Source organism: Halovenus carboxidivorans, from assembly GCF_009831575.1.
GTDB lineage: Archaea > Halobacteriota > Halobacteria > Halobacteriales > Haloarculaceae > Halovenus > Halovenus carboxidivorans.
Genome location: NZ_WUUT01000002.1, coordinates 222,691 through 245,264, shown reverse-complemented (window position 1 = coordinate 245,264; position 22,574 = coordinate 222,691). Strand labels below are relative to the sequence as shown.

The following is a 22,574-nucleotide window of genomic DNA, read 5'->3' as shown; positions in this document are numbered from 1 at the left end:
TCCCCGACAACTGGCGCTCGCGGGCGCGTCTGTCTCACGAACCGCCTGATTCCCCTCCAATTATCAAACGTGATATCTATAGGTGGGAATTTTACGACCGGGTGTGAATCGCCAAGCTATGCGTGAGGTGGGTTCGGGAGACGAGCAGGCCATCCGGGCAGACGGCGGTACCGTCGAGAAGCCGGTAATCTCGGCGGACATCGCGTTCGTCGTCGAGAGCAGTTCCGAACACGAACCCACGAGCGGACGGATCACGCTCGGCACCGACCGGTTCGTCATCGAAAGCGGCGACGCCAGCATCGAGTTGGATCTCGATTCACTGACTGATATCGCACCCGGATACGCCCCGCAGGCCTACAGTGATGTCTTCGATACCAGTGTCATGTTCTCGTACGCTGGCTCGCGGAACAAAGGGATCCTCATTATCGAACCGATCGAGATGTCGACTCGCCGGTTTCTGACGGGGCTGCTCTCTGCGATCCTCGACGGCGTTCCGGCGGCGATTGCCCACCCGGTCGAGCGGGGCCAACAGGAGACCGACGAGGAACCGGAGGTCGAGACGCTGTATGCCCACCCCTACGAACTCGAATTCGGCGGGACGGGGGACCGAGGGACGGGGACGACGATCAAGTTCTCCTCGATCATCCACCTCGAAGACGTACAGATGTACTACGAAGGCGAGCACGTCCCGGCGCTGTCGGTTCGGTATCTCCAACTCATCGGGCCGCCGTTGACGACGGAGATACGGCTCGTTTCGGACCGCGAGCACACGCTGGTTCGCCGGATCCTGATGTGGGAGTACAACCGCCGCGTCGAGAAGATCAAGCGGCTCACGCTGAATCCGGACCAGGAGGACGTACTACGGGCTCTCCAGAACTCTCACGACGGCCGCGACCGGGCCCTGATCGCGGCTCTCGACAAGACACCGGAGGAACTCGCAACGATTCTCGAGACGCTCAAACAGCGGGGTCTGGTCAAGGAAACCGGAACGAAACTCGAACTCACACAGACGGGGCATATGCTGTTCACCCACGAGATGATCTGATCCGAGGCCGTCCAATTCTCGGCTGCGGTCGTCAGATCTCGTCGTCGGGGTCGTGGACGCTGGCCATCCGCTCGGCCTCGGCGGCGTACCGCCGTCGGAGTCGCTCGTCATCGACCGCGCCGAGATTCTCGGGGTCGGCGTCGACTGCCGCGGTCGTCCCGCGCGTGTCGGTGTAGGAGGTCAGCGCTCGCTCCTTGCGGAAATACTGCTCCCCGTCGGGCGTCGCGTACGTGAGGATGATCAGGTTCTGCTCGTCGTCCGAGTAGGTCCGCTCGACCAGCCAGACCCGAACTGTCTCGTCTGCCATATTTACGAGTAGAACGATCTCGAACAAATACGTCTCGCCGGTTTTCGCCGCCGAGAGAACGGGTGCTCGGCCGGCAGGGATAGATTTTCATTCTGGCAGGTCCCACTGCCACCAATGGCCTCATCGCTGTCGCCCGCGGAGGCGCTCTCTGCTGAGGGGCTGTATAGCCTCTATCTCGGCGGGCTGACGATCGAAGACGAAACTCGTCGACGCGACGCCTGTTACGTACTCCTGTTGATGGGACGACTCGGACTCCGCCCCGAGGAGATCACTCACCTCCACGAGGACTGGGTAGACTGGGAGCGCGGGGAGGTACACGTCCCCGCCCGGGACCCCTGCGCGTGTCGGTACTGTTTCGCGACTGCCCGGCGGCGCAAAACCGAGGCCGGAAGCGACCGCAGCGTCGAGGAGATTGTCGCGGAGACCTGCTGGTCCCCGCCCGACGGGGCCGACGGAGCGCGAACGATCCCGTTCGGCTGGTCGCGACGGCTGACCGCCGCGCTCTACGGCGTCCTCGGCGAGCGGCCCTATCTCGATACCGACGTTGCGGGGATCGAACGGATCGTCACCGAAGCCGCCGAGAACGCCTGGGAACTGGACACCGAGGCGATCAGCACCGAGGCGCTCCGTGCCTCGGCCGCGGAGTTTCTCGCGACGGCTGGCTTCGGCCCGCGTCGGCTGGCAGACCTCCTCGCAATCGACGAGGAGACCGCCGGTGCGTTCGCCCGCGTCGGGGGCGGCGAACTCCGGGAGTACATGTACCGCTCGCTCGGTCCGGACGCCGCACCGGACATCTGCGGTGAGAACTCGCAGTACCGGCTGGTCTGCGATCCCAACCCCTTCGAGCGCGAACCGTTCGACCCCACCGAGTACGACGCTCGCTGGCGCGGCAACCGCGCCGAGGAGGTCGACACGCTCGGGCGCAACCCGCGGCCGATCGAACCGCCCGCCGACAGCACCTTCGATCCCGCCCGGATCGACCTCCGCGAACTGGCGGCCGACAGCGGCTCACAACTGGTCAGCGCGTCGCTGTCGGACTGGGTTCGGAGACGCGAGTCCCAGCGCCACCAGTACGCCGAAACCGGCGAGGCCGGGGTCGGGTCCGAGGAGACGGCGACGGAGTACCGCGATCAGGTCACCTCGCCGGTTCAGGTGTCGGTCTCGACGCGGTTCGCCGGTCAGGGGATCGAGAGCGGCCGCCCCACTGGCGGATCGGTCGTGCTCGGACAGCGCGAGGTCGTGCTCGTCTCGCGCGACCAGACTGGCGTCGCCGACACGCTCCGGATCCCCTTCGACTCGATTGTCGACGTCGCCCCGGGATACGTCCCGGACCCGCTCAAGGGTGTCTTCGACGAGACGGTCGGGATCGCCTACAACGACGAACACGACGACCGGAAGATCGTCGTCTGCGAACTGCCCCGCGACATCGGCTGGGAGTTCCAGGAGACGCTGTTCGCGTCGTTGCTCGAGGACGTCGAGACAGTCACCGCGAACCTCTCCGAAGGGCTCGAAGACCCCGAGGAGATCGAACCCGAGCGGCGGATTCTCTCGACGACCCCGAGGACGCTCACACTCGAAGACCCCGATTCGGAGGGCCTGCCCGTTCGGATCCGGCTCTCGACGATTGTCGGACTCGAAGAGAAGCCGATGGAGTCGGAAGTCGGCTACGAGATGGGGCTGACGATCCACCACCTCCGGGTGAACGCGAACGTCGTCACGGTGGAACTCCGTCCCACCGACGAGGTCGACAAGCAGATCCTCTCGCGGTACCTCACCGAGTACCACGAGCGACAGCTACGGAAGGCCCGCAACGCCTCGCTGTCGAACGAACAGCGGGAGGTGCTGGATGCGCTGCACTCCGCGGGCGACGGCCGAAACCTCCCGGCACTCGTCGATATGAACACCGGTCGGGTGGCGAGTGTCGTCGCCTCGCTGAAGGAACTCGGTCTCGTCCGGGATAGCCGAACCGGCGTCGCGCTGACGGGGACGGGCTATCTCGTGACCAGCGGCGGATCGCTGCTGTACGAGTCCGCAGACTGACGGTCAGTACAGAGCGAGGTCGCCGGTCACGGCGTCGACGGCGCGGTCGCTGGCTGGACCGACGGCGACGGCGGTCGCCGTCCCGGGGTCGAGTTGGGTGTGTCCGGCGTCCCGGATCAGGGCGTGTGGCAGCCCCTCCACGTCGGCCTGCTCGTTGATCTCGAACAGGTCGGCCTCGCTGTCGGCCCGGAGGACGATCTTCTTCTGGCCGTCGCCTTTCCACTCCCGCTGGGCGGCCCCGTCCGCTTCCTCGTAGGCTTGCAGGGAGGCGTGAGCCACCTGCGCGGCGAGTTTCCCCTCACCCATGCCCAGATCTGCACGCGCGACGATTGCCTGCTTCATGTCTCGGGTTCGGTGAGCCGGCTACAAAAAGCCACGCGGACCGCGGATCGGGGGATTTTAACTCTCTCTGGCCCGCCTACCAGGTATGATACTCTCCGACGGCGACATTCTCGACCGCCTCGAAGACGGCGATCTCGTCATCGAACCGCTCGACGACCCGGAGATCCAGATTCAGCCCGCGAGCGTCGATCTGCGCCTCGGCCGGACCTTTCTCGAGTTCCAGCGAACGAACATCCCCTGCATCCACCCCAACTCCGAGCAGGAAGTCGAGGACTACGTCGAGGAGACGGTCATCGACGAGGACGACGAGTTCGTCCTCCACCCGGGGGATTTCGTCCTCGGGACGACCAAAGAGCGCGTCGAGATCCCGCGGGATCTGATCGCCCACGTCGAGGGGCGGTCCTCGCTCGGCCGTCTCGCAGTCGTCGTCCACGCAACAGCGGGCCTGTGCGATCCCGGTTACAAGGGCCAGATCACCCTCGAACTCTCGAACCTCGGGGCCGCGCCGGTGGCGCTCGATCCCGACATGCGGATCTCACAGCTCACTTTTACCGAACTCAAGAGTCCGGCCGACCGGCCGTACGGGAGCGAGCGTGGCTCGAAGTACCAGAACCAGACCGGCCCGCAGGCCTCACGCATCGGCGGCGACCGCGAGTTCGGCGGTGAACAATGAAATTCGTCGAGGAACTCGTCGTCGAGGAGTTTCTCCCGACGTTTCGCTCGCTGCTCGCCGAGGCGCTGCGCGAGCGCGGTCTCACGCAGATCGAGGTCGCGGATCAACTCGGCATCAGCCAAAGCGCCGTCTCGAAGTACGTCCACGGCGACGTGGCGCGCAACGAGGCGATCATGGAGACCGACCGCGTCAGAGAACTGGTCGACCGCCTGGCCGACGGACTCGCGACCGGCGAGATGACGACGGCGGAGGCGCTGATCGAGGCCGAGATCTGCATCCGCGAACTGGAGCGCGGCGGCGTGCTGGCCGACCTGCACGCCGAGGCCGTTCCGGAGATCGACGCCTACGACGGCGAGTTCGCCATCCACGACCCCGACAGCAGACTGCGGGAGGCCAACCGCGCCCGCGCGTCCGTCCGGCGCGGACTCCGGATCCTGCAGAACACGCCGGGCTTCCCGCGACGAATTCCCGCTGTCGGCTCGAATCTCGTCGAGTGCCTCCCGGACGCGGAGACGATAGACGACGTGGTCGGCGTCCCGGGGAGACTGCTCTCGATCCGCGGCCAGCTAACCGTCCCCGGCGAACCGGAGTTCGGCGTGAGCCAGCACGTCGCGAGCGTACTTCTGGCCGCGCGGGCTGCCGGCAGCGACGCCCGAGCGACGCTGAACGTGAGCTACGACGAACAGTTGGTCGAGACGCTCACCGACGAGGGGCAGGTCGCCGTCGAGTTCGACGCGGAGGCTGACCTCGACACGGCGATCGAAACCGCCCTCTCGGAGCAGCCGGACGCGTCGGTGCTCTACCAGACCGGCGGCTACGGGGTCGAACCCGTCCTCTACATCCTCGGCTCCGACGCGCCGGCCGTCGCGACGACGGTCCGTGATCTCGATGACTGACGTTCAGGGTTTCTACACGCGGTGGGCACAGCTCTACGACTACATCGCCACGGCTCCCGGGGTCCGCTCCTGGCGCGAGCACGTCGTCGATACGCTCTCGCTCTCGCCCGGTGATACCGTCGTCGAGATGGGCTGTGGCACCGGTGCGAACTTCCCGTACCTGCGCGACGCCGTCGGACCGCGGGGACGAGTCGTCGGTCTCGACGTGGTCGAGGCGATGCTTGCCAGCGCACGCGACCGCATCGACGAACGGGGCTGGGAGAACGTCGGCGTCGTTCGCGGCGACGCTACCCGACCGCCGATCGAGCGGGCCGACGCGATCATCGCGACGTTTCTCGTCGGTATGCTACGCGACCCCGGCGAGGCCGTCTCGGGGTGGATCGACCACCTCGCCCCCGGCGGTCGGATCGCGATCATGAACGCCGGACGGAGCGACCGTCGCCTCGCGGCGCCGCTGAACCTGCTCTTTCGGCTGTTCGTCAGAGCCTCCAGCCCCGGCGGTCGGCTGAGCCGCAAATCGCCCGCGGCCGCGCTCGAATCGCGGTGGCGCGACGCCAGCGACACGCTCCGGGCAGAGACGACGGCGTTCGGGACCGAGCGCATCGGCCTCGGATTCGTCCGGTGCGCTCGGGGTCGGCGTCCGGCGGATCACTCGTAGCGGTCGGCGTGCTCCGCACAGAATGCCGGCTCCCTGAGTTGGGAGTCGATCACGCCGGGCTGGCGGTGCGGGTTGGCGAGTCGACAGCCGTCCTGCTCACAGAACGCCTCGCCCGTGTCGAGGTAGTGGACCGCCTGTAGCGCGTAGCCCTTCAGCGCGTCCGTCGTCCGGGGGTCGTCCTCGACGAGGAAGTCGCCGTCGACCTGCGATTCGAGGACCTCCCGGGGCGGCGTATCTCCGGAGACCAGCGCGTGTTTCTGCTTTTCCTTGTAGTAGGACTCGGGCTTGGCCGGCGCCTCGTACAGGCCGGGGACCGAGATCAGCGCTGGCTGTCCGAGGACGTTGACGCGTTTGTGCCAGCGCCCGTCGTGATCGCCCCAGGTCCCCAGCACGCGACTCGTGAGCACTATGTGGAGGTGATCGAGACCCCGTTCGTCCGCCGGGAGTCGGTCACCGAACAGCCGTTGCACAGCCAGTCCGTCGTAGATGACGCCGCCGGCCTGCTCCGGGGACTCCAGTGCGCGTTCCTCGTAGCGGACGATGCCGAGCATCGTGTTGCCGGTCTCGCGCTCGTACGGCGAGAGCACGCGCGTCTCGGCGAACTCCTCGGCCAACTGTTCGTCGGCGTGCGCCGCGGTAAACCGATCACGAACGTCGACGGCGGCGTCGATCCGCTCTCGGAGCCATCGGGCGATCTCCTCGGCGTCGGCAACGGTCGTCGGTGCCCGGTATATCGAAACCTGCTCGACCATACTGCCCCTTCGAGGCCCGAACAGTGAACGTTTCCCATCTCGACCCTCTCACAGTCGAAGCGTACACCGCACCGGATCGATCTATCGAGGAGCAGACGAGTCGAGAGTCGCGAGGGCGCGGACGACCTGACCGGTGACTTGCTCAGTAATCACCGAGGACACCGAGGCGCCGCGCTCGCCGCGTCGCCATCTGGAAGACGAGGTAGCCGCCGAAGAGATAGGCTGCCGGCACGGCGACGAGGATCGCGAGGTCGACCGGTCCGAACTGCCAGAGTCTCACCCCGTCGATCATCGCGCGCTGGAGGAGCGCGCTGCCGTGTGCCAGCGGGAGCGCCCGGGTCCACGGAACGTCGAAGACGGGCGCGGAGATGAGCACGACGAAGCCGAACTGCAGGAGGTTGAGCCAGTTTCCGATCCGCTTGTAGAGCACGGTCACCCCGCCGGCGGCGAACCCGAGTCCGAGCACCGAGGTGATCGACAGCGCGGCGATCGGGACGACCGTGAACGGGTCGAGCCGCAACGACCGGCCCGTGACGAGCAGCATGACGGCCAACACGACCGCGGAGGTGAGGAAGGTTCTGACGAGTTTCGCGACGCCTTTCAGCAACGCGACGGGCGCGAATCCGAACGGCGTCGTGATGTGTCGTTCGAGCGTTCCCCACTGGACCTCGCTGCCGATGTCGTTCGAGACCGCCGAGTACGCGCCGACCGAGAGGGTCCAGAGGAAGTACCCGACGATGATTCCGTCCAGCGAATCGGTCAGCGCTTGACCGGCGAGCAGACGACCGCCGTAAAACAGCATCCCGAAAAACAGGACGGCGACGACGATTCCGCCGATCGCGTTGGCGGGATACCGGACGAAGATCAGAAATTCGCGGTACAACACCGCCCGTGCCAGGTGGTAATACGTCGCTGGCTTCGGCTCGGAACCCGCTGACCGCCGCGGTGTCGCATCGGCGTCGCTCACGGTGACCCCTCCGGGCTGTCCGCGCTGAGTCCGCTCCCGTCGCCGGTCAGATCGACGAACACGTCTTCGAGCGTGGGATCGATCGTCTCGATCCGCTCGATTCTCACGTCCGCCTCGCGCAGTACATCCATCACCGCGTAGAGGTCTCGTCCGCCGGCCCGGACATCGACGCGGACCCGCTGGCCCGACTCCGCCGTCTCAGTCACCTCGAACTGCGATCTGAGCGTCTGGACGGTCGCCGCATCCAGATCGCTGCTCTCGATTCGGACGAGGTCGCGATCCGCCTCCGTCAACAGCGCGTCGACGCTGTCGTCGGCGACGACCTGTCCGTCGGACATGACGATCACTCGGTCACAGACGTCCTCGATGACGCTCATGTTGTGGCTGCTGACGAAGATCGTCAGCCCCTCCTCCCGAGCGAGTCGCTTGAGTTCGGTCCGGAGCGTCCGCGAACTCTCGATATCGAGGCCGAGCGTCGGCTCGTCGAGAAAGACCAGTTCCGCACCGCCGGCGAGGACGCTCGCAAGCGACACTTTCTGTTTCATCCCCCGGGAGAGGTTCCGAACGGGCGTATCGGCGTACTCCGACAGATCGAGGCGGTCGAGGAGGCGCTCGTGTCGGTCCGCGACGGAGTCCGGGTCGACGCCGCTGATCGTCGCGAAATACCGGAGGTTCTCCCGGACCGTGAGCCGCCAGTAGTCGTTGCGAGCGCCTTCGAGCATCGCGTCGACGTCCGCGTAGGCCGTCCGGCGGCCGTCGGTCACGTCGGAGCCGAACACCTGTACCGACCCGTCGTCCGGAAGCACCATCCCGAGGACGGACTTGATCAGCGTCGTCTTGCCGGCTCCGTTCGGCCCGAGCAGACCGACGACGGAGCCGCGGTCGACGCGAAAGCTCACGTCGTCGACTGCGAGGACGCCGTCGTCGCCACCGAACCGCTTCGAGATCCCGTCGACGACCAGCGCCGGGTCGGCGTTGTCCTGTCCGCTCTCTGACGACTGGCCTCGCTCGTCGCTTCCTTCGCTCAGTGGGTCCGTCTCGGAAGAGGAGCGACGACCAGTCGACGCGCGCTGTCCCATTACCCACGGTTGGGCTTCGAGCGAAATAAACCGTCGGAGCGGCAGCCGTTCACTCCGCTCGCGCGGCCCGATAGTCCCGAACCTGTCGTCCCTGTGAGTAGGTGATCGTGATGTCGCCGTACAGGACGGAGGGGGTGGATATCGGTTCGACCGGCGCGAACCGCTGGAACGAGGAGCCGTCCGGGAACGCGAACTCTACCTCGGAGACCTGTGCCGTCGCCAGATCACAGGTAAAGGGGATCGGAATCTCGACGAGTTCGTCGATCTGCGCCCCAGCACCGCTCGGGTCCGGAATCTGGCGGCGGCTGTAGTAGTTGAGGTGTCCGGACAGCGTGTCGATCTGCTCGTCGTCGACCGACGCCGTCGCCGTGATGACCGGGTCGCCGTCGACCGAGAGCGTCGAGGTGAGTTCGTCGCCGTCTCGCTCCCACCGACAGACGCCGGGCATGCAGGGGATACCCATCGTCTCCCGGACGAACGACTGCATCCGGGGGGAGTCGTTCCAGTAGCCCACCCAGTACCGGCCAGGAATGTCCATCTCCCCGCCCGACTCGCTCAGCGCGGTGCTGTCGTGACCTGCGACCTCCACGCAGAGATAGGTCAGCGAATACGGCGGGAGGTGGCTGGTCTGTGTCGCCGTCTCCACCCGGTACATGTTCATCTGGATCCGGTTGTTGGGGTGTGGTTCAAGCCCCGGCGGCAGGACCGACTCCAGGGCGTCCGGATCGGCCTCGTAGCCGACGACCAGCGCGCGCGCATCCCGGACCAACTGCGGTGCCGGTATCTGCTCGCCCGGCGGCATCCCGTCGTACGTCGGTGGCGTGGGTGCGTCCGACATTGTCACTGGTTCGGCTCGGACCCGAAGTCCGCTGGCCGGAACACCTCCGCCAGCGGCTCCGAGGGTTCGCTCGTGCTATTCGCAAGCACTGGCCTCAGCCTCCTCAGGTAGCGGGTCAGCTCGGTGTCCTCGTTGACGACCGCGCGATACTCTTCCCACCACTCGTCGCTTGCGAGTGTCGTATCTGTCATGTGTCTTCCTCTATGCGGTACGGTATCGTACCATCCACTGGAGTCACCCGGCGGACGCATAAAGTCACCGCCGGCAACAGATCGACGGTTCGGCCCCGAGCCAGCGATTATTCACCGTCGGCCCCGTCTGTTCGATCGGCCTCGACAGCGACGATCCGGGTGCCGTCTATCTCGGTCACCTCGAACCGGTAGCCGTCCTCCTCGACGGCGTCACCGACCTCGGGGGCGCGGTTGATCCGTTCGAGAACCATCCCGCCGACGGTATCGAACCCGTCCGTCTCCAGATCGGCTCCGAGCGTCTCGCTCGCGGTCGAGAGTGGGACACCGCCGTCGATATCGAGCGCGCCGTCCTCGCGGCGCTGGATCGTCGGTTCGTACTCCTCGGCGTCGAACTCGTCGCGGAGATTCCCGACGACTGCCTCGACGACATCTTCGACGGTGACGATCCCCTCGAAGGCGCCCCACTCGTCGATCACCGCGGCCATCTGCTGGTGTTCCGTTCGGAACTGCACGAGCAGTTCGTTGATCGGCACCGTCTCGGGGACGACGATGATCTCGCGGGCCAGGTCGCCGGCCGTCGTCCCGGCCGAGTCCTCGTCGGCCGCCTCCATCACGTCTTTCACGTCGATAAACCCGATCACCTGATCGGCGTTGCCCGCCTCGACGACGGGATAGCGCGTGTGCTTGGTGTCGGTTGCGACGGTTCGGATCTCCGACAGCGAGGCATCCGCGGCGATACTCACCACGTCGGGTCGGGGAATCATCACCTCGCGGGCGATGGTGTCATCGAGGTCGAAGACTCGTTCGATCATCTCGACCTCGTCGGTGTCGATGTGGCCCTCTTCGCCGGACCTGGCCAGCACGCGCCGGATCTCCCGCTCACCCAGCGTCTCGTCGGTCTCCGACGCCGGCGGGACTCCGAGCATCCGCGTGAAGGCGTTCGCCGTCCCGTTGAACACGATCAGGCCGGGATAGAAGACGTAATAGAAGAACTTCATCGGGGCCGCGACGAACAGCGACAGTTTCTCGGCCTGCGCGATGGCGATGGTCTTCGGTGCCAGCTCCCCGAAAACGACGTGCAGGAACGTGATGACGCTGAACCCGACGGCGAAGGCGACGAGGTGGATCAGTCCGGCCGGGAGCACGCCCTCTAAGGCCGGTTCGAGTAGGGCCGCGACGGCGGGTTCACCGACCCACCCCAGTCCGAGCGAGGCGATGGTGATCCCCAACTGCGTCACGGCCAGGTAGTCGTCGAGGTTGGCCATCACGTCCTGCAACACCCCGGCTCCGGCGCGGCCCTCCGCCGCGAGTTGCTCGACAGAGGTCGACCGGATCCGGACGAACGCGAACTCCGAGGCGACGAAGAAGCCGTTGAGGACGACCAGAAACAGAGCCAGGAGTAACTGCGTGGCCGAGAGCACGAGATCTACCATCCGACTGTCCCCCCACGTCCGGTGCTCGACGGTGGTAACATAGTCCCAGTTCAAACCGTGCACTGAAATGGTTGACCCATCGACCAGTCGGGTCAGTTTCGGCGCAAACCTTTGAGAGGCGAGCGGTCCTACCCCGACCTGATGCGTCACGAACCGTCTCGACACGGAGGGAGTGGTCATGAGTGAGGAGACCGCGGATCGTCGGCTCGTCTCCGGCTGGGAGGGACGATATTTCGAGGATTTCACCGTCGGCGACATCTACAAACACCCGTACGGTCGCACCGTCACGGAGACGGACAACGTCTGGTTCACCAACCTGACGATGAACCTCAACCCCGTGCACTTCAACGAGGCCTACGCCGCCGACACGGAGTTCGACGAGCGCCTCGTCGACGGGACGTTCGTCATCGCGCTCGCGGTCGGCATGAGCGTGATCGACGTCTCCGCGAACGCGACCGCGAACCTCGGCTACGACGACATCCGCCACCACGAGCCGGTCTATCACGGCGACACCATCTTCGCCGAGTCGGAAGTCCTCTCGAAACGCGAGAGCGACTCGCGAGAGCACGTCGGTATCGTCACGACGGAACTGCGGGCGTACAACCAGCACGACGACCGGGTGCTCTCGCTCGAACGGACGCCGATGGTGCTCAAACGGGAGTACGCCGAGCCGACGCCGGCACAGCCGACCGGCTGGCCCGACGGCGTCGGCACGCAACCGGATGACCTCGACTGACTGGTCGGGCTGCCAGAAAGCCTATTCGTCTCCCGCCGATATGTTTCTGGAATTATGCGCGCTCGTCCGAACACGCGACCGCTTCCCCGAGCCGAGCGGACGCCGCCGAAGGGGGACCGACGATGAGTGACCCGTCGGAGACGGAGTTTAACCGCCGAGATATCCTCCGGGGGGTCTCCGGCGGTGCCGCAGCGACGCTTGCGGGCTGTTCGTTTTTCGACCGCGGCGACGACGGCGAGACCACGGCCGTCGAGGGGGAACGGGCACGGCAGTTGGCCGAACAGTTCGCGCCGGCGCTGTACTTCGACCGCAACGAGAAGTGGTTCCCGACCGACCCCCGCCCGTACGAGAGCGAGCGCGACGGTCAGACGGTGGTCGACGGGTTCGACGCGTTCAACGGCTACGTCGAGGCGGGCGGGAGTTCGGACGTTCCCGAGCCCAGCGTCTTCTACAACGTCGTCGAGTACGAGCAGTCGCCGCTTGCGGTCGTCCAGTTCTGGCTGTACTCCGCGTTCGATCAGTTCGCGACCAACTTCCACTGGCACGACTGGGAACTGCTTCAGGTCTTCGTCGACACGGACAGCGGCGACCCGCAGCTCTACGTCGCCAGCGCACATTCGAGGTCGGCGCCGAACAACGAGCATCTCGACCCCGACCCCCAGCGGCGACCGCGCCTGCTGTCGGAACTCGGCTCGCACTCCAGCGGCCTCTCGGTCAACGACGACCCGACGGGATTTCAGCGATTGCCGGAGAACGGCGAGCTAGCAGACATCACCAACAGCGTCGTCGACGGCATCGAGGACATCGCCGCCATCCCGCTCGCGTACGGTCTACCGCGGGACGAGGGACTCGCGCTCCCGTATCTGGTGCCGGAACTGGACGGCGAACCGGTCTACGAGCATCCGGATCTCCCCGCGGTGGCCGAATCGGATCTCGTCTCCGAGGAACTCACGATCCAGTCGTTCGAGGAGCTACGCTCTCCGCCGACGAACCTCCCGGAGCGAGAGACCGGCCTGCAGTTCGAGTACGAGGGGCGAGACCAGCCCGACGCCGACGAGCGCTACCGGCTCGTCCCGACCGCTGAACTGGAGCACATCGAGTCGTTCACCGGCGAACAGCTGAGCTTCCCGTTCGCCGTTCCCGAGTTCGGCGAGGATCTCGTCGCCGATCACATCACGACGACCGGCGTCCCGTGGAACGACCCCCGCTACGAGCAGCCGGCGACCGACATCACGGAGACCGACCACCGACAGGCTCTCGCCAACCGCTACGACGACATCGCTCCGCCCTCGCAGGCCAATCAGGTGATCGCGAAGGTGACCAACGTCGTCTCCGCAGAGGAGGCACCGGAGGGGGAGGGACTGGCGAGCGTGTCCTCGCCGCTCGAGCTGTTCGCCCTGTTCCAGAGCGAACCGAAAGCGGTGCCCACCTTCCAGGGCCTCGCGGTACTGCAAGACGTTCCGGAGGGCGAACACACGCTGACGGTCAACGGCGCCGGCGTCGCACCCCACAGCGAAACCGTGACCGTCTCCGGCGACGGGGAGACGACACTCGCCGGCGCCGACGGCGAGATTCCCGCGGTGGCGAACGAGAACGCGACGAAACTCGAAGTCGATCCGCGCGACTCCGAGGCGGAGCTGCGACAGTTCGCCGTCGAAGACGACTTCGCGGGACGGCTGTACGACGCGCCGCTGTCCGGCCCGGACGCGGTCTACGTTCACGAGGGCGGTGCCTTCACTGCCGAAGTCCGCGACACCGACGACGAGATCGGTGCGATTCGCGTCAATCCGGACCCCGGCGAGGCGGTCCGGATCGAGCGCCCCGAAACCGGGAAGGAGTCGCTCGCGTCCTATCTCGCCGATATTGCCGAGGAAACGCGTGCACAGGTCGCCGCCGCTGCGGGTGACGACGACGTGGGCGACAGCGACGGCGATCAGTCTCCCGGCGCCGACGGAGGAGGCGACGACACCGGGGGGCAGGAAAACGCGGTCCAGGGGCTCACACAGGCGCTCGAAGCCGTCGTCGAGGCGGCCGAACGAGCGGCCGAGCGCGCGCGAGCGAACGACAGAGCGAACACCGACCAGCAGCTCGCGGCAGTCGCGACCCGGCTCGAACGCGTCGGGTCACGGCTCGCCGCCGCCCGGGACTCGCTGCCGCCCGGTATCGGTAACGCCGCCGAAAACAGGCTCGCACAGGCACGCCGCCGCTCCGAGCAGGCGCGGCAGGCGGACAAGCTCTGACTCTCGGTCGATATACTGAAACGCCGGGGCCGTGAATCCCCGAGTCATGGATCCTCTGAGCCATCTCGATGCGGATCGACTGCTCTCGGGGACGTTCGACGACCCGGACGCCGAGCTACAGTCGGCGCTCGCCGAGTACCCGCTCGACGCTATCGGGACGGAGTACCCGCACTACCAGGGCTCGGTCGACGGCCCCGACGCCCAGATCGAACCGAGCGAACGTCATCCGGTGTTTTTCGGGTGTTTCGACTGGCACTCGGCGGTGCACAGCCACTGGTGTCTGCTCCGACAGCTCAGGCTCTCCGAGAGCCACCCTCGCCGCGAGGAGATCATCAGCGAAATCGACGAGCGATTCACCCCCGCGAACGTCCGCGGCGAAGTCGAGTACTTCGAGGAGAACCCGACCTTCGAGTGTCCGTACGGGTGGGCCTGGCTGCTCCGACTCGCGGCGGAACTCGCGCTGTGGGACGACGAGCAGGCCGAGGAGTACCGGGAGTGTCTGCGACCGCTGGAATCGAGAATCGCCGAGCTGGTCGAATCGGAGTTTCTGAACGGGGACCGGCCGTTCAGGGTCGGCACCCACGACAACACCGCGTTCGCGCTGGCCGCCGTCTGGGATTACGCGACAGTTACGGGCGCGGACTCGCTTCGACGGTCGACACGGGACACCGCAATCCGGTTTTTCGGTGACGACGAGCGCTACCCGGTCGAATACGAGCCGCTCGGCTGGGACTTCCTCTCGCCGGCGCTTACGGAGGCCGATCTGATGCGACGGGTGCTCGACGGCACCGAGTTCGTCGAGTGGCTCGATACCTTCCTGCCCGACCTCAGCCAATCCCCGTACGACGCTATCCTCGACCCGGTCGACGTAGACTCGGAGTCCGAAGACGGCCTCGAACTGCATCTGGTCGGCCTGAATCTCTCCAAGGCGTGGTGTCTCGCTGGCCTCGCCGAGACTGTCCCGGAACAGTACGACCGTGACCGTCTCGAAGCGAGTGCGCGACACCACGCCGAGGCGGGTGTCAGCGCGGCCTTCACCGACGCGTATGCCGGTTCACACTGGCTCTCGTCGTTCGTCCTCTATCTGCTGACTCGGTCGGACGGCGGTATCGCGCCGGGCTGCTGAGCCCTCACTCGAACAGCCGTTCGGGGAGATACGCCGAGACGGTCCAGTTCGGTTCGTTGACGGCCTGATTGATCTTCAGATCGACCGCCACCGAGCAGAGGAGGTAGGCGTCGGTTCGCGAGAGCCCGCGCTCGGCGTGCAGGTGATCGATCATCTGTCGAATCGCGGTCTTCGCCGCCTCGCGCATCTCGGGTGCGACACCGGTCGTCCCGTACGCTGGCTCGTCGACGCCACTGAGCGAGAACGGGCCCGCCGTCTCGAACTGGGGGTGTTCGATCTCCATCTCCGGGCGGACGGAGAGTCGCGCGGTGACCGACATCGGCGCTTCGATACCGGTGATACAGACCTCGCCGTCGCCCTGTGCGGCGTGGCAGTCCCCGATGCTGAACAGCGCCCCCGGGACTTCGACGGGCAGATACAGCGTCGAGCCGGCCGTGAGGTGTTTGATGTCCAGATTCCCGCCCACGCGACGCGGCGGAGTCGTGCTGTGCTCGCCGGCCTCTGCGGGCGCGACGCCGGCGATTCCCGGAAACGGATCCAGCGGCACCTCGATCCCGTCGACGAAGTGGCCGATGTCGCCGTCCAAGTCCCAGATGTGGACGCCGGGTTCGTCGAACTCCTCGGGAACGAGGCCTTTCTCCTCCTCTCGGGGGTAGAAGTAGGTCACGCCGAATCCCTCGTGTTCGAACCCGAGCAGTTCGATTTCGAGGACATCTCCGGGTTCGGCCCCGTCGACGAACACGGGGCCTGTCAGCGGGTGCCCCTCGAAGGACATGTCTTCGAGGTCGGCGGCGGTCGAGTCCTCGTCGAACGTCCCGTTCGGTGCGCCGCGACAGTCGAACTCGACGACTGCACCCGACTCCACCGAGAGCGCAGGGTCGAGGGCGTTGTCCCAGACGCCGACGTGGACGTTCTCGTCGTCGTCGCTCAGTCGATAGTCGATGTCGTGATCTGTCACTACGACCGACCAACGGACCTGACCCGCTTAAGCGCTACCGCCGACTCTCGACCACGGCGTGGTACCAGAGTGGTGTCGGGAGTTCCGTCAAAATCCTCGGTACTACCAAGTGCCACAGCAGAGTCGAAGGCCTCAGCACTCATAGGGTTCGTCATCTCGACGCGGGGAACGGGGCAAGCCCGTCCAGCCCCGCGTCGTCGGACCGGGAGTGTCTCGTCATCGGCCGGTCGGATCTACACGAGAGATCCCAATGAGTGTTCCGCCCACCGTCAGAACAGCGATCCGATCCACCCGGCGACAGCGCCGACGGCCGTCTCCCAGACCGAAAATCCGGTGGTGACCGCGAGTAGCGTGTCGGCGGCGAAGAAGGCGAACAGCACGGCACCGAACATGTGTGCTTTCCGCACGTCGAATCTGTGCGAGAACGTGTGGAAGAAGTAGGCGTTCGCCAGGCTCACCGGGATAATCACGAGCATCTCGCCGAGCCAGATCCCGGGGTGTGCGCCGAACCGGGCCGCGAGCGTGATCGTGATGAGCTGTGTCTTGTCACCGAACTCGCCGGCGGTCATCATCGCAAAAATCGGGACGAACCCGCCGAGGACGTTCGGCACCGCTCGTCCGAACAGCGTCGGGTCGAGATCATCGACGGCAGACACGCCCGCGCCGTCGGTCGTCGCCGGCTGGCCGTCGCTGTGGGCCGGCATCGACCGCCAGAGCAACACCGCGAAGACGGCGAACAACACGGCCGTCACGAGGTCGAGATACAGGCCGGGGACGACCCGCTGAATGGCCTCGCCGAACAGAATTTCGAGCACGGTCCACCCCGCAAAAGCCGTTCCAGCGGCGGAGACGACCAACAGTGGGTGGTACCGCGTCGAGAGACTCGCGATGATCAACTGGACTTTCTCACCGGGAAGCACCGCCAACTGTGCGCCTGCCGCGACGATGAGAACAGTCAGTAGATCAGCCATCTCGACTCACCCGTGCGGGGGCCCCAGCGCTCACTGGGTGAAATTAGACGTATCTAATTTGTAAACCCTTCGGTGTCGAAAACAGCGGCGGCGCCTCCAGTTGTTCTACGTCTCGTCGCTGGTTTTGATATCCGCCGAGAGCCCCTGCGCCATCCGGATCTCCTTGTCGTTGTTGAGCGTCCAGGCCGTGCGGTCGGTGACGGCTTCGATGACCTCCCGCGCCGAGGGATAGCCGTTGCCCGACCGCTTCACGCCGCCGAACGGGAGTTGCACCTCTGCGCCGATACACGGGAGATTCCCGTACGCCAGACCCACCTCGGCGTGGTCGCGGTAGTAGTTGATCTGGCGGTAATCCTCGGAGATCACCGCCCCCGCGAGTCCGTACTCGGTGTCGTTGTGAATCTCGACGGCTCGTTCGATGTCTCCGTCGTATTCGAGGAGAGCGACGTGTGGCCCGAACACCTCCTCGGAGGTACACCGCAGATCGGCGTCCGGATCGGCCTCGTAGACGAACGGTCCGACCCAGTGACCCTCGTCGTGACCGTCTGGAATCTCACTCTCAGGTAACTCCGTCCGGTCGACGAGGACGTTCACCCCCTCCTCGCGTGCGAGGTCGTTGTACCCGGTTACTTTCTCGACGTGGTCGACCTCGATCAGCGGTCCCATGAACGTCCCCTCGTCGAGCGGATCACCGACGGCCACGTCCTCGGCGACGTCTACGAAGCGTCGCCTGAACTCGTCGTACACGTCGGTGTGGACGATCAACCGCTCGCTCGACACGCAGCGCTGGCCGGTGGTCTTGAACGAGGACATTACGGCCGCATGGACCGCGATATCCAGATCCGCGTGCTCCGTGATGACGATGCCGTTCTTCCCGCCCATCTCGCAGGCCGCTCGCTTCCCGGCGTCGTTGGCCACCTTCTCGGAGACTTCGTGCCCGACCTCTGCCGACCCGGTGAACAACACGGTGTCGACGCGGTCGTCGTCGACGATCCGCGCCCCGGCGTCGCCGAACCCCTGCACGAGGTTGAACACCCCGTCGGGAACGCCGGCATCGACCATCATCTCGGCGACGATCTGGCCGCACAGCGGCGTCTGCTCGGCCGGCTTCCAGACGACCGTGTTCCCCTCGACCAGCGCGACGGCCATGTGCCAGAACGGGATGGCGACCGGGAAGTTCCACGGGGTGATACAGCCGACAACGCCGCGCGGTTTCCGCCGCATGTAGGCGTCTTTCGCCGGCACTTCGCTCGGAACGACATCTCCTTTCGGGTGGCGGGCGTCGCCGGCAGCCCACTCGACCATGTGCCAGGCCTCGGTCACGTCGGCTTTTCCCTCCGAAATCTCCTTGCCGCATTCCTTGGTCACGATTGTCCCGAGTTCCTCGTGGCGGTCCCGAAGTTCGTGGTACACGTCCCAGAGATACTCCGCGCGGTCGATCCGAGACAGCGCCCGCCACTCCGGAAACGCCGCCTCGGCGGCCGCGATGGCATCCTCGACATCCCCCTCTTCCCCGCGCTGGAACTCCCCGAGTCGCTCCCCGGTCGCCGGATTGTAACTCGCGAACGTCTCTCGGCCGCCCCCGTCGGTCCACGCTCCGTCTATGTAGTGATTGTGAGTCTCTGCCATGAGTGGGACTAACACTTCCCGACGACTAAAGTCCTCCTGCCGGACGTGCGGCGACTCACCGCGAGACCGCCGAGCGGTCAGGAGCCGACGATCGCTCGGGCAGCGAAGGAGACGTTCTTCTTGCGTTCGCGCAGGCGCCGGTAGAAGTACGACAGCCACTTGGTGCCGTACGGGATGTACTGGTAGACGTCCGCCTCTGTCTCCTCGACGAGGTCGAATTGGGCGCTCTCGCGGACCCCCATGAGCATCTGGATCTCGTAGGGCGTGCCGTACTCGTCGTACAACGACCGGGCGTGATCGATCATCTCCGGGTCGTGAGTTCCCACGGCGATTCCGTCCTCGAACTCTCGGAACATGTACTCGAGCGTATCCCGGTACACGGCGTCGACAGTCGCGTCGTCCGTGTACGAAATCTCCGCGGGTTCGTTGTACGCGCCCTTGACGAGGCGGACCTTCCCCGGCAGTTCGGCCAACCGCTGGAGATCCTCACCGGTTCTGTGGAGATTCGCCTGAACGCAGACACCGACGTTTCCGTCCGTCTCGCCGGCGTGACGCTCGAAGCAGTCGAGGGTGACATCCGTCGTCGTGTGATCTTCCATGTCGAGCCAGACGAACGTGTCACTGGCGTCGACGATGCGGGCGAAGTTGCGCTCGAACAGGCTGTCGCTCACGTCGACGCCGAGTTGGCTCGGCTTCACCGAAATACAGGCGTCCAGGTCGCGGCGTTCGATCCCGTCGAGTAGTTCGACGTAGGCGTCGGTATCGGCAATCGGCTCGTCGTACCCCTCGTAGTGCTCTCCGAGCAGATTGAGAATTCCCCCGATCCCCCGCTCGTTGAGTTGTTCGACGTACTCGAGTGCCGCCTCCTGGCTCTCTCCGGCGACGAAGTTGCTGGCAATCGGCGGGAGCATACCCGACAGTAGCGGGCGTGTTCACATAAGTCTCGTTGCGGGCGACGACGGGCGGACCGACGGCCTCGGATAGTGCTGAGGAGAGAACGGCCAGCGTCGTCAGACCCCGTCGAGCCCTTCGCGGTAGGAACTGAGTTCGTCGCGGGCGGTGTCTATCGTGACGGCCACGTCGTCGTCGACGGACGGCTGGAGTTCGTCGAGCGCGGCCTGGATCCGAGCGATCCGGCCGTGATCCGCCTTCGAGTCGTCCGCCGCGAGACTCGATACCTGGCCGGCAAGCTCCGAGAGCCGCTCGCTCGCGTCCTCGTCGCTCGCGTCTGTCGCTGCCGATTCGAGTCGCTCGCTCGCGTCTTCGAGTTCCGTGCTCATACCTGACTCTCGGATGGGATCGTGAAAATACATTGCGGTTGTTCCACAGTCGCGGGAGTCGATTCACGGCGGAGACTGCGGGCGACCGAGCGGGACGCGGGAGGCCGGCACCCGGGGACTTAACAGCCTACCGCCGTGAATGAGTAACGATGACTGACGGAGGTGACGGTGTCTCTGGCGACGGTCCAGATCGGCTCTCCGAGGACCGAGGTGAACGGACTGCACCGCAGTCTCCCACCCCTCGCGTCGACTCGACTGGAAGCGAGTCTCAAGGTACCCAGCGGCCCGCGGACCACTCCACACCAGACTCCTCGACCGACCGACTGTCGAACAGCAACGCCGCACCCGAGTCGCCGCTGGCGGAACCGACTCGCGGACGGCTAGCCAGAGAGCAGGCGCGGGCGACAGGCCTCGAACGGGGCCCGATCTCCGAGTACACGACGGAGCGGCGCTCGCTCGACAGTGCGGTGCAGATCCAGTGGGCGAGTCGGGCCGTGATACTCGCGGCCGTGCTCGGTGCGATTCTCACGGGAGCGTTAGCCGGACTCGACGCGCCGGTCCAGTTCGGACTGGTCGGAATCGGCGTGCTGGTCGCACTCTCGGTCGTCTGGGTCGTGATGAGCTATCGGATCTGGTGTTACCAGATTCGCGACGACTCGCTGTATCTCGAACGCGGCGTCGTCACCCACGTGCGAACGATCGTTCCGTACGTTCGGATCCAGCACGTCGACACGAGCAGAAGCGCGCTGGAACGTGCACTCGGTCTGTCGACGCTCGTGGTCTACACCGCTGGCTCGCGCGGGGCGGATGTCTCGGTCCCGGGGCTGAAACCCGACGAGGCACGCGACCTCCAGCAGCGACTCAAGGAACTCGCAATCGAGGCCGACGGCGACGACGCACTATGAATCTCGATTATCGCTCCGTTCCCTACCGCATCTTAGAGAACGCGACGCGGATCGTCGGCTTCCTGATTATCGGGGCCTTCAGCGGCGGCAGCAGAAGTGTCACCTCGCTCGCGGGGCTGCTCCTCGTCGGGATGGTACTGGTCGGCATCTGGGAGGCCGCGGAGGTGCAGGCCTACGAGTACCGGATCGACGCCGACACCTTCGACATCTACTCGGGTGTCGTCTCCCGGCGCGAGCGGGAGATTCCCTTCGACCGGATCCAGAACGTCGACATCGCGCAGAACGTCGTCCAGCGAGCGCTCGGTATCGCCGAGGTGCGACTCGAAACGGCCGGCGGCGGCGGCGACTCCGAGGCCCGCCTCCAGTACGTGAGCCGACAGGAGGCCAACAGACTGCAGGAACTGATCAGCAAACGCAAACAGGGCGATGTGAGCGAGCGCGACCCCGGGGCGAGAAACGACATCCTCTTCGAGTTGGACCGGCGCGAACTCGGCATTCTCGGGGTCACCTCCGCGAACGTGCGCCTGCTCGGACTGCTCGGCGGACTGTTCGTCATCGCATCGCCGGTCGCGGCCGACCAGATCTCGCCGCGGCTGAGCATCCTCCTTCTTCTGGGCCCGGCCTTTGCCGTCGCCGGGTTGATCCTGCTCTGGATCGCCAGCGGCGTCCAGGCCGTGCTGCGGTACTACGGCTTCCGGCTGTACCGACACGACGAGGAACTCCGGTACAAGCGCGGCCTGCTCCAGCAGTACGACGGAACGATTCCGCTGTCGAAGATCCAGACGCTGATGATCCGCGAGAACCTGCTGGCGCGTTCTGTCGGCTACGGCAGTCTCGCCATCGAGACGGCCGGCTACGCGCCCGGACAGAGCGACAGCGTCGAGTCCGCGGTCCCCATCGCAAAGCGTGAACGCGTCCTCGAACTCGCGCGGACGATCGAGGACATCGGTGATCCGGAGTTCGAGCGAGCGCCGAAACGCGCCCGGACGCGGTACGTCGCCCGCTACACCATCATCGTCGGGCTTCTCACAGCTATCGCGGGCGGCGTCCACCTGTTTACCGACGCCGTCCCCCTCTGGTTTCTCACCGCCGGGCTGTGGATCCTCGTCCCGCCGGCGGCCCACCTGAAGTGGAAGAATATCGGCTACACCGCCGACGAGAACTACATCATCACCCAGTCGGGCTTCTGGACGCGTCGGACGACCATCGTGCCGTACTACCGCGTCCAGACAGTCTCGACCGCGCAGTCGGTGTTTCAGCGCCGCCGCGACCTCGGAACGCTCGTCGTCGATACGGCGACCTCCGGCGGGTTCTGGGGCGGTGACGCCGTCGCGCTCGATATCGACATCGAGGAGGCGGAGGAGCTACGGGAGCAGACTCACGACCGATTCCAGCGCTCGCTCGAACAGCGCCGGCTTCGACTGCTCCGCGGCGAGCGCGAACGGGTCGAACCGCGACGGGCCACCAGCGAGACCGAGCCCGACAGGCGAGCGAGCCCGGCAGAATAA

General features: G+C 65.9%; 23 protein-coding genes. 10 read left to right on the top strand and 13 right to left on the bottom strand.

Annotation, left to right across the window (positions count from 1 at the left end; all coding sequences use genetic code 11):
• Window positions 1-118: 118 nt before the first annotated feature.
• Complete coding sequence (locus GRX03_RS06660) at window positions 119-1,045, top strand: CheF family chemotaxis protein (RefSeq protein ID WP_159763427.1); 927 nt, start codon at window positions 119-121, stop codon at window positions 1,043-1,045.
• A 31-nt stretch (window positions 1,046-1,076) separates the two neighbouring features.
• On the opposite strand, the gene GRX03_RS06655 is transcribed toward GRX03_RS06660, so the two are convergent.
• Window positions 1,077-1,352, bottom strand: coding sequence for a hypothetical protein (locus GRX03_RS06655; protein WP_159763426.1), 276 nt, complete (start codon window positions 1,350-1,352; stop codon window positions 1,077-1,079).
• Window positions 1,353-1,466: 114 nt separating this feature from the next.
• Here GRX03_RS06655 and GRX03_RS06650 point away from each other — a divergent pair, with 114 nt between their 5' ends.
• The gene (locus GRX03_RS06650; RefSeq protein WP_159763425.1) at window positions 1,467-3,392 is read left to right on the top strand and encodes a CheF family chemotaxis protein; all 1,926 of its coding nucleotides are present in this window, start codon (window positions 1,467-1,469) and stop codon (window positions 3,390-3,392) included.
• 3 nt (window positions 3,393-3,395) lie between these two features.
• Here GRX03_RS06650 and pth2 read toward each other — a convergent pair whose 3' ends face one another.
• A complete protein-coding gene (gene pth2, locus GRX03_RS06645; RefSeq protein WP_159763424.1) occupies window positions 3,396-3,734 on the bottom strand; it encodes a peptidyl-tRNA hydrolase Pth2 in 339 nt (112 codons plus the stop codon).
• A gap of 85 nt (window positions 3,735-3,819) precedes the next feature.
• Here pth2 and dcd point away from each other — a divergent pair, with 85 nt between their 5' ends.
• From dcd to GRX03_RS06630, 3 genes are read left to right on the top strand one after another with little or no spacing between them, the layout of a single operon-like run.
• Window positions 3,820-4,407: a dCTP deaminase gene (gene dcd / locus GRX03_RS06640; protein WP_159763423.1), complete on the top strand. Its 588-nt coding sequence runs from the start codon at window positions 3,820-3,822 to the stop codon at window positions 4,405-4,407.
• Window positions 4,404-5,303 (top strand): thiamine-phosphate synthase family protein, encoded by a 900-nt coding sequence (locus GRX03_RS06635; protein WP_159763422.1) that lies wholly within the window; start codon window positions 4,404-4,406, stop codon window positions 5,301-5,303. Before dcd ends, GRX03_RS06635 begins: the two co-directional genes overlap by 4 nt.
• Window positions 5,296-5,961 (top strand): class I SAM-dependent methyltransferase, encoded by a 666-nt coding sequence (locus tag GRX03_RS06630; RefSeq protein WP_159763421.1) that lies wholly within the window; start codon window positions 5,296-5,298, stop codon window positions 5,959-5,961. Before GRX03_RS06635 ends, GRX03_RS06630 begins: the two co-directional genes overlap by 8 nt.
• On the opposite strand, the gene GRX03_RS06625 is transcribed toward GRX03_RS06630, so the two are convergent.
• The 6 genes from GRX03_RS06625 to GRX03_RS06600 form a co-directional block, all read right to left on the bottom strand.
• Entirely contained in the window at window positions 5,952-6,713 is a 762-nt protein-coding gene (locus GRX03_RS06625; protein ID WP_159763420.1) for a DUF7001 family protein, read from the bottom strand. The genes GRX03_RS06630 and GRX03_RS06625 overlap by 10 nt on opposite strands.
• A 142-nt stretch (window positions 6,714-6,855) precedes the next feature.
• Complete coding sequence (locus tag GRX03_RS06620) at window positions 6,856-7,680, bottom strand: ABC transporter permease (RefSeq protein WP_368278116.1); 825 nt, start codon at window positions 7,678-7,680, stop codon at window positions 6,856-6,858.
• The gene (locus tag GRX03_RS06615) at window positions 7,677-8,759 is read right to left on the bottom strand and encodes an ABC transporter ATP-binding protein (RefSeq protein ID WP_159763419.1); all 1,083 of its coding nucleotides are present in this window, start codon (window positions 8,757-8,759) and stop codon (window positions 7,677-7,679) included. The genes GRX03_RS06620 and GRX03_RS06615 overlap by 4 nt, the downstream gene beginning before the upstream one ends.
• Window positions 8,760-8,808: 49 nt before the next feature.
• Complete coding sequence (locus GRX03_RS06610; protein ID WP_159763418.1) at window positions 8,809-9,597, bottom strand: acetoacetate decarboxylase family protein; 789 nt, start codon at window positions 9,595-9,597, stop codon at window positions 8,809-8,811.
• Between the two features lie 2 nt (window positions 9,598-9,599).
• Window positions 9,600-9,788 (bottom strand): hypothetical protein, encoded by a 189-nt coding sequence (locus GRX03_RS06605; RefSeq protein WP_159763417.1) that lies wholly within the window; start codon window positions 9,786-9,788, stop codon window positions 9,600-9,602.
• 107 nt (window positions 9,789-9,895) lie between these two features.
• Window positions 9,896-11,221, bottom strand: coding sequence for a hemolysin family protein (locus GRX03_RS06600; RefSeq protein WP_159763416.1), 1,326 nt, complete (start codon window positions 11,219-11,221; stop codon window positions 9,896-9,898).
• A gap of 178 nt (window positions 11,222-11,399) precedes the next feature.
• Here GRX03_RS06600 and GRX03_RS06595 point away from each other — a divergent pair, with 178 nt between their 5' ends.
• From GRX03_RS06595 to GRX03_RS06585, 3 genes are all read left to right on the top strand, one after another.
• Window positions 11,400-11,957 carry a MaoC family dehydratase gene (locus tag GRX03_RS06595; protein ID WP_159763415.1) on the top strand — a complete coding sequence of 186 codons (558 nt, stop codon included), beginning with the start codon at window positions 11,400-11,402 and terminating at the stop codon, window positions 11,955-11,957.
• A gap of 122 nt (window positions 11,958-12,079) precedes the next feature.
• On the top strand, window positions 12,080-14,197 hold the full coding sequence (locus tag GRX03_RS06590) for a hypothetical protein (RefSeq protein WP_159763414.1): 2,118 nt from the start codon (window positions 12,080-12,082) through the stop codon (window positions 14,195-14,197).
• A gap of 46 nt (window positions 14,198-14,243) precedes the next feature.
• Window positions 14,244-15,323, top strand: a complete 1,080-nt coding sequence (locus tag GRX03_RS06585; protein ID WP_159763413.1) for a DUF2891 domain-containing protein — start codon at window positions 14,244-14,246, stop codon at window positions 15,321-15,323.
• A 4-nt stretch (window positions 15,324-15,327) separates the two neighbouring features.
• On the opposite strand, the gene GRX03_RS06580 is transcribed toward GRX03_RS06585, so the two are convergent.
• The 5 genes from GRX03_RS06580 to GRX03_RS06560 all read right to left on the bottom strand — a co-directional run bounded on the left by GRX03_RS06580 (window position 15,328) and on the right by GRX03_RS06560 (window position 20,161).
• Window positions 15,328-16,281, bottom strand: coding sequence for an acetamidase/formamidase family protein (locus GRX03_RS06580; RefSeq protein ID WP_368278112.1), 954 nt, complete (start codon window positions 16,279-16,281; stop codon window positions 15,328-15,330).
• Between the two features lie 269 nt (window positions 16,282-16,550).
• Window positions 16,551-17,252 (bottom strand): TMEM165/GDT1 family protein, encoded by a 702-nt coding sequence (locus tag GRX03_RS06575; RefSeq protein ID WP_159763412.1) that lies wholly within the window; start codon window positions 17,250-17,252, stop codon window positions 16,551-16,553.
• A 105-nt stretch (window positions 17,253-17,357) separates the two neighbouring features.
• Window positions 17,358-18,881 (bottom strand): aldehyde dehydrogenase family protein, encoded by a 1,524-nt coding sequence (locus tag GRX03_RS06570; protein ID WP_159763411.1) that lies wholly within the window; start codon window positions 18,879-18,881, stop codon window positions 17,358-17,360.
• 77 nt (window positions 18,882-18,958) lie between these two features.
• Window positions 18,959-19,792, bottom strand: coding sequence for a proline dehydrogenase family protein (locus GRX03_RS06565; protein WP_159763410.1), 834 nt, complete (start codon window positions 19,790-19,792; stop codon window positions 18,959-18,961).
• Window positions 19,793-19,891: 99 nt separating this feature from the next.
• The gene (locus GRX03_RS06560; protein ID WP_159763409.1) at window positions 19,892-20,161 is read right to left on the bottom strand and encodes a DUF7553 family protein; all 270 of its coding nucleotides are present in this window, start codon (window positions 20,159-20,161) and stop codon (window positions 19,892-19,894) included.
• A 149-nt stretch (window positions 20,162-20,310) separates the two neighbouring features.
• Here GRX03_RS06560 and GRX03_RS17110 point away from each other — a divergent pair, with 149 nt between their 5' ends.
• Both GRX03_RS17110 and GRX03_RS06550 read left to right on the top strand, forming a co-directional pair.
• Window positions 20,311-21,066: a PH domain-containing protein gene (locus GRX03_RS17110; protein WP_159763408.1), complete on the top strand. Its 756-nt coding sequence runs from the start codon at window positions 20,311-20,313 to the stop codon at window positions 21,064-21,066.
• Window positions 21,063-22,574: a PH domain-containing protein gene (locus GRX03_RS06550; protein WP_159763407.1), complete on the top strand. Its 1,512-nt coding sequence runs from the start codon at window positions 21,063-21,065 to the stop codon at window positions 22,572-22,574. Before GRX03_RS17110 ends, GRX03_RS06550 begins: the two co-directional genes overlap by 4 nt.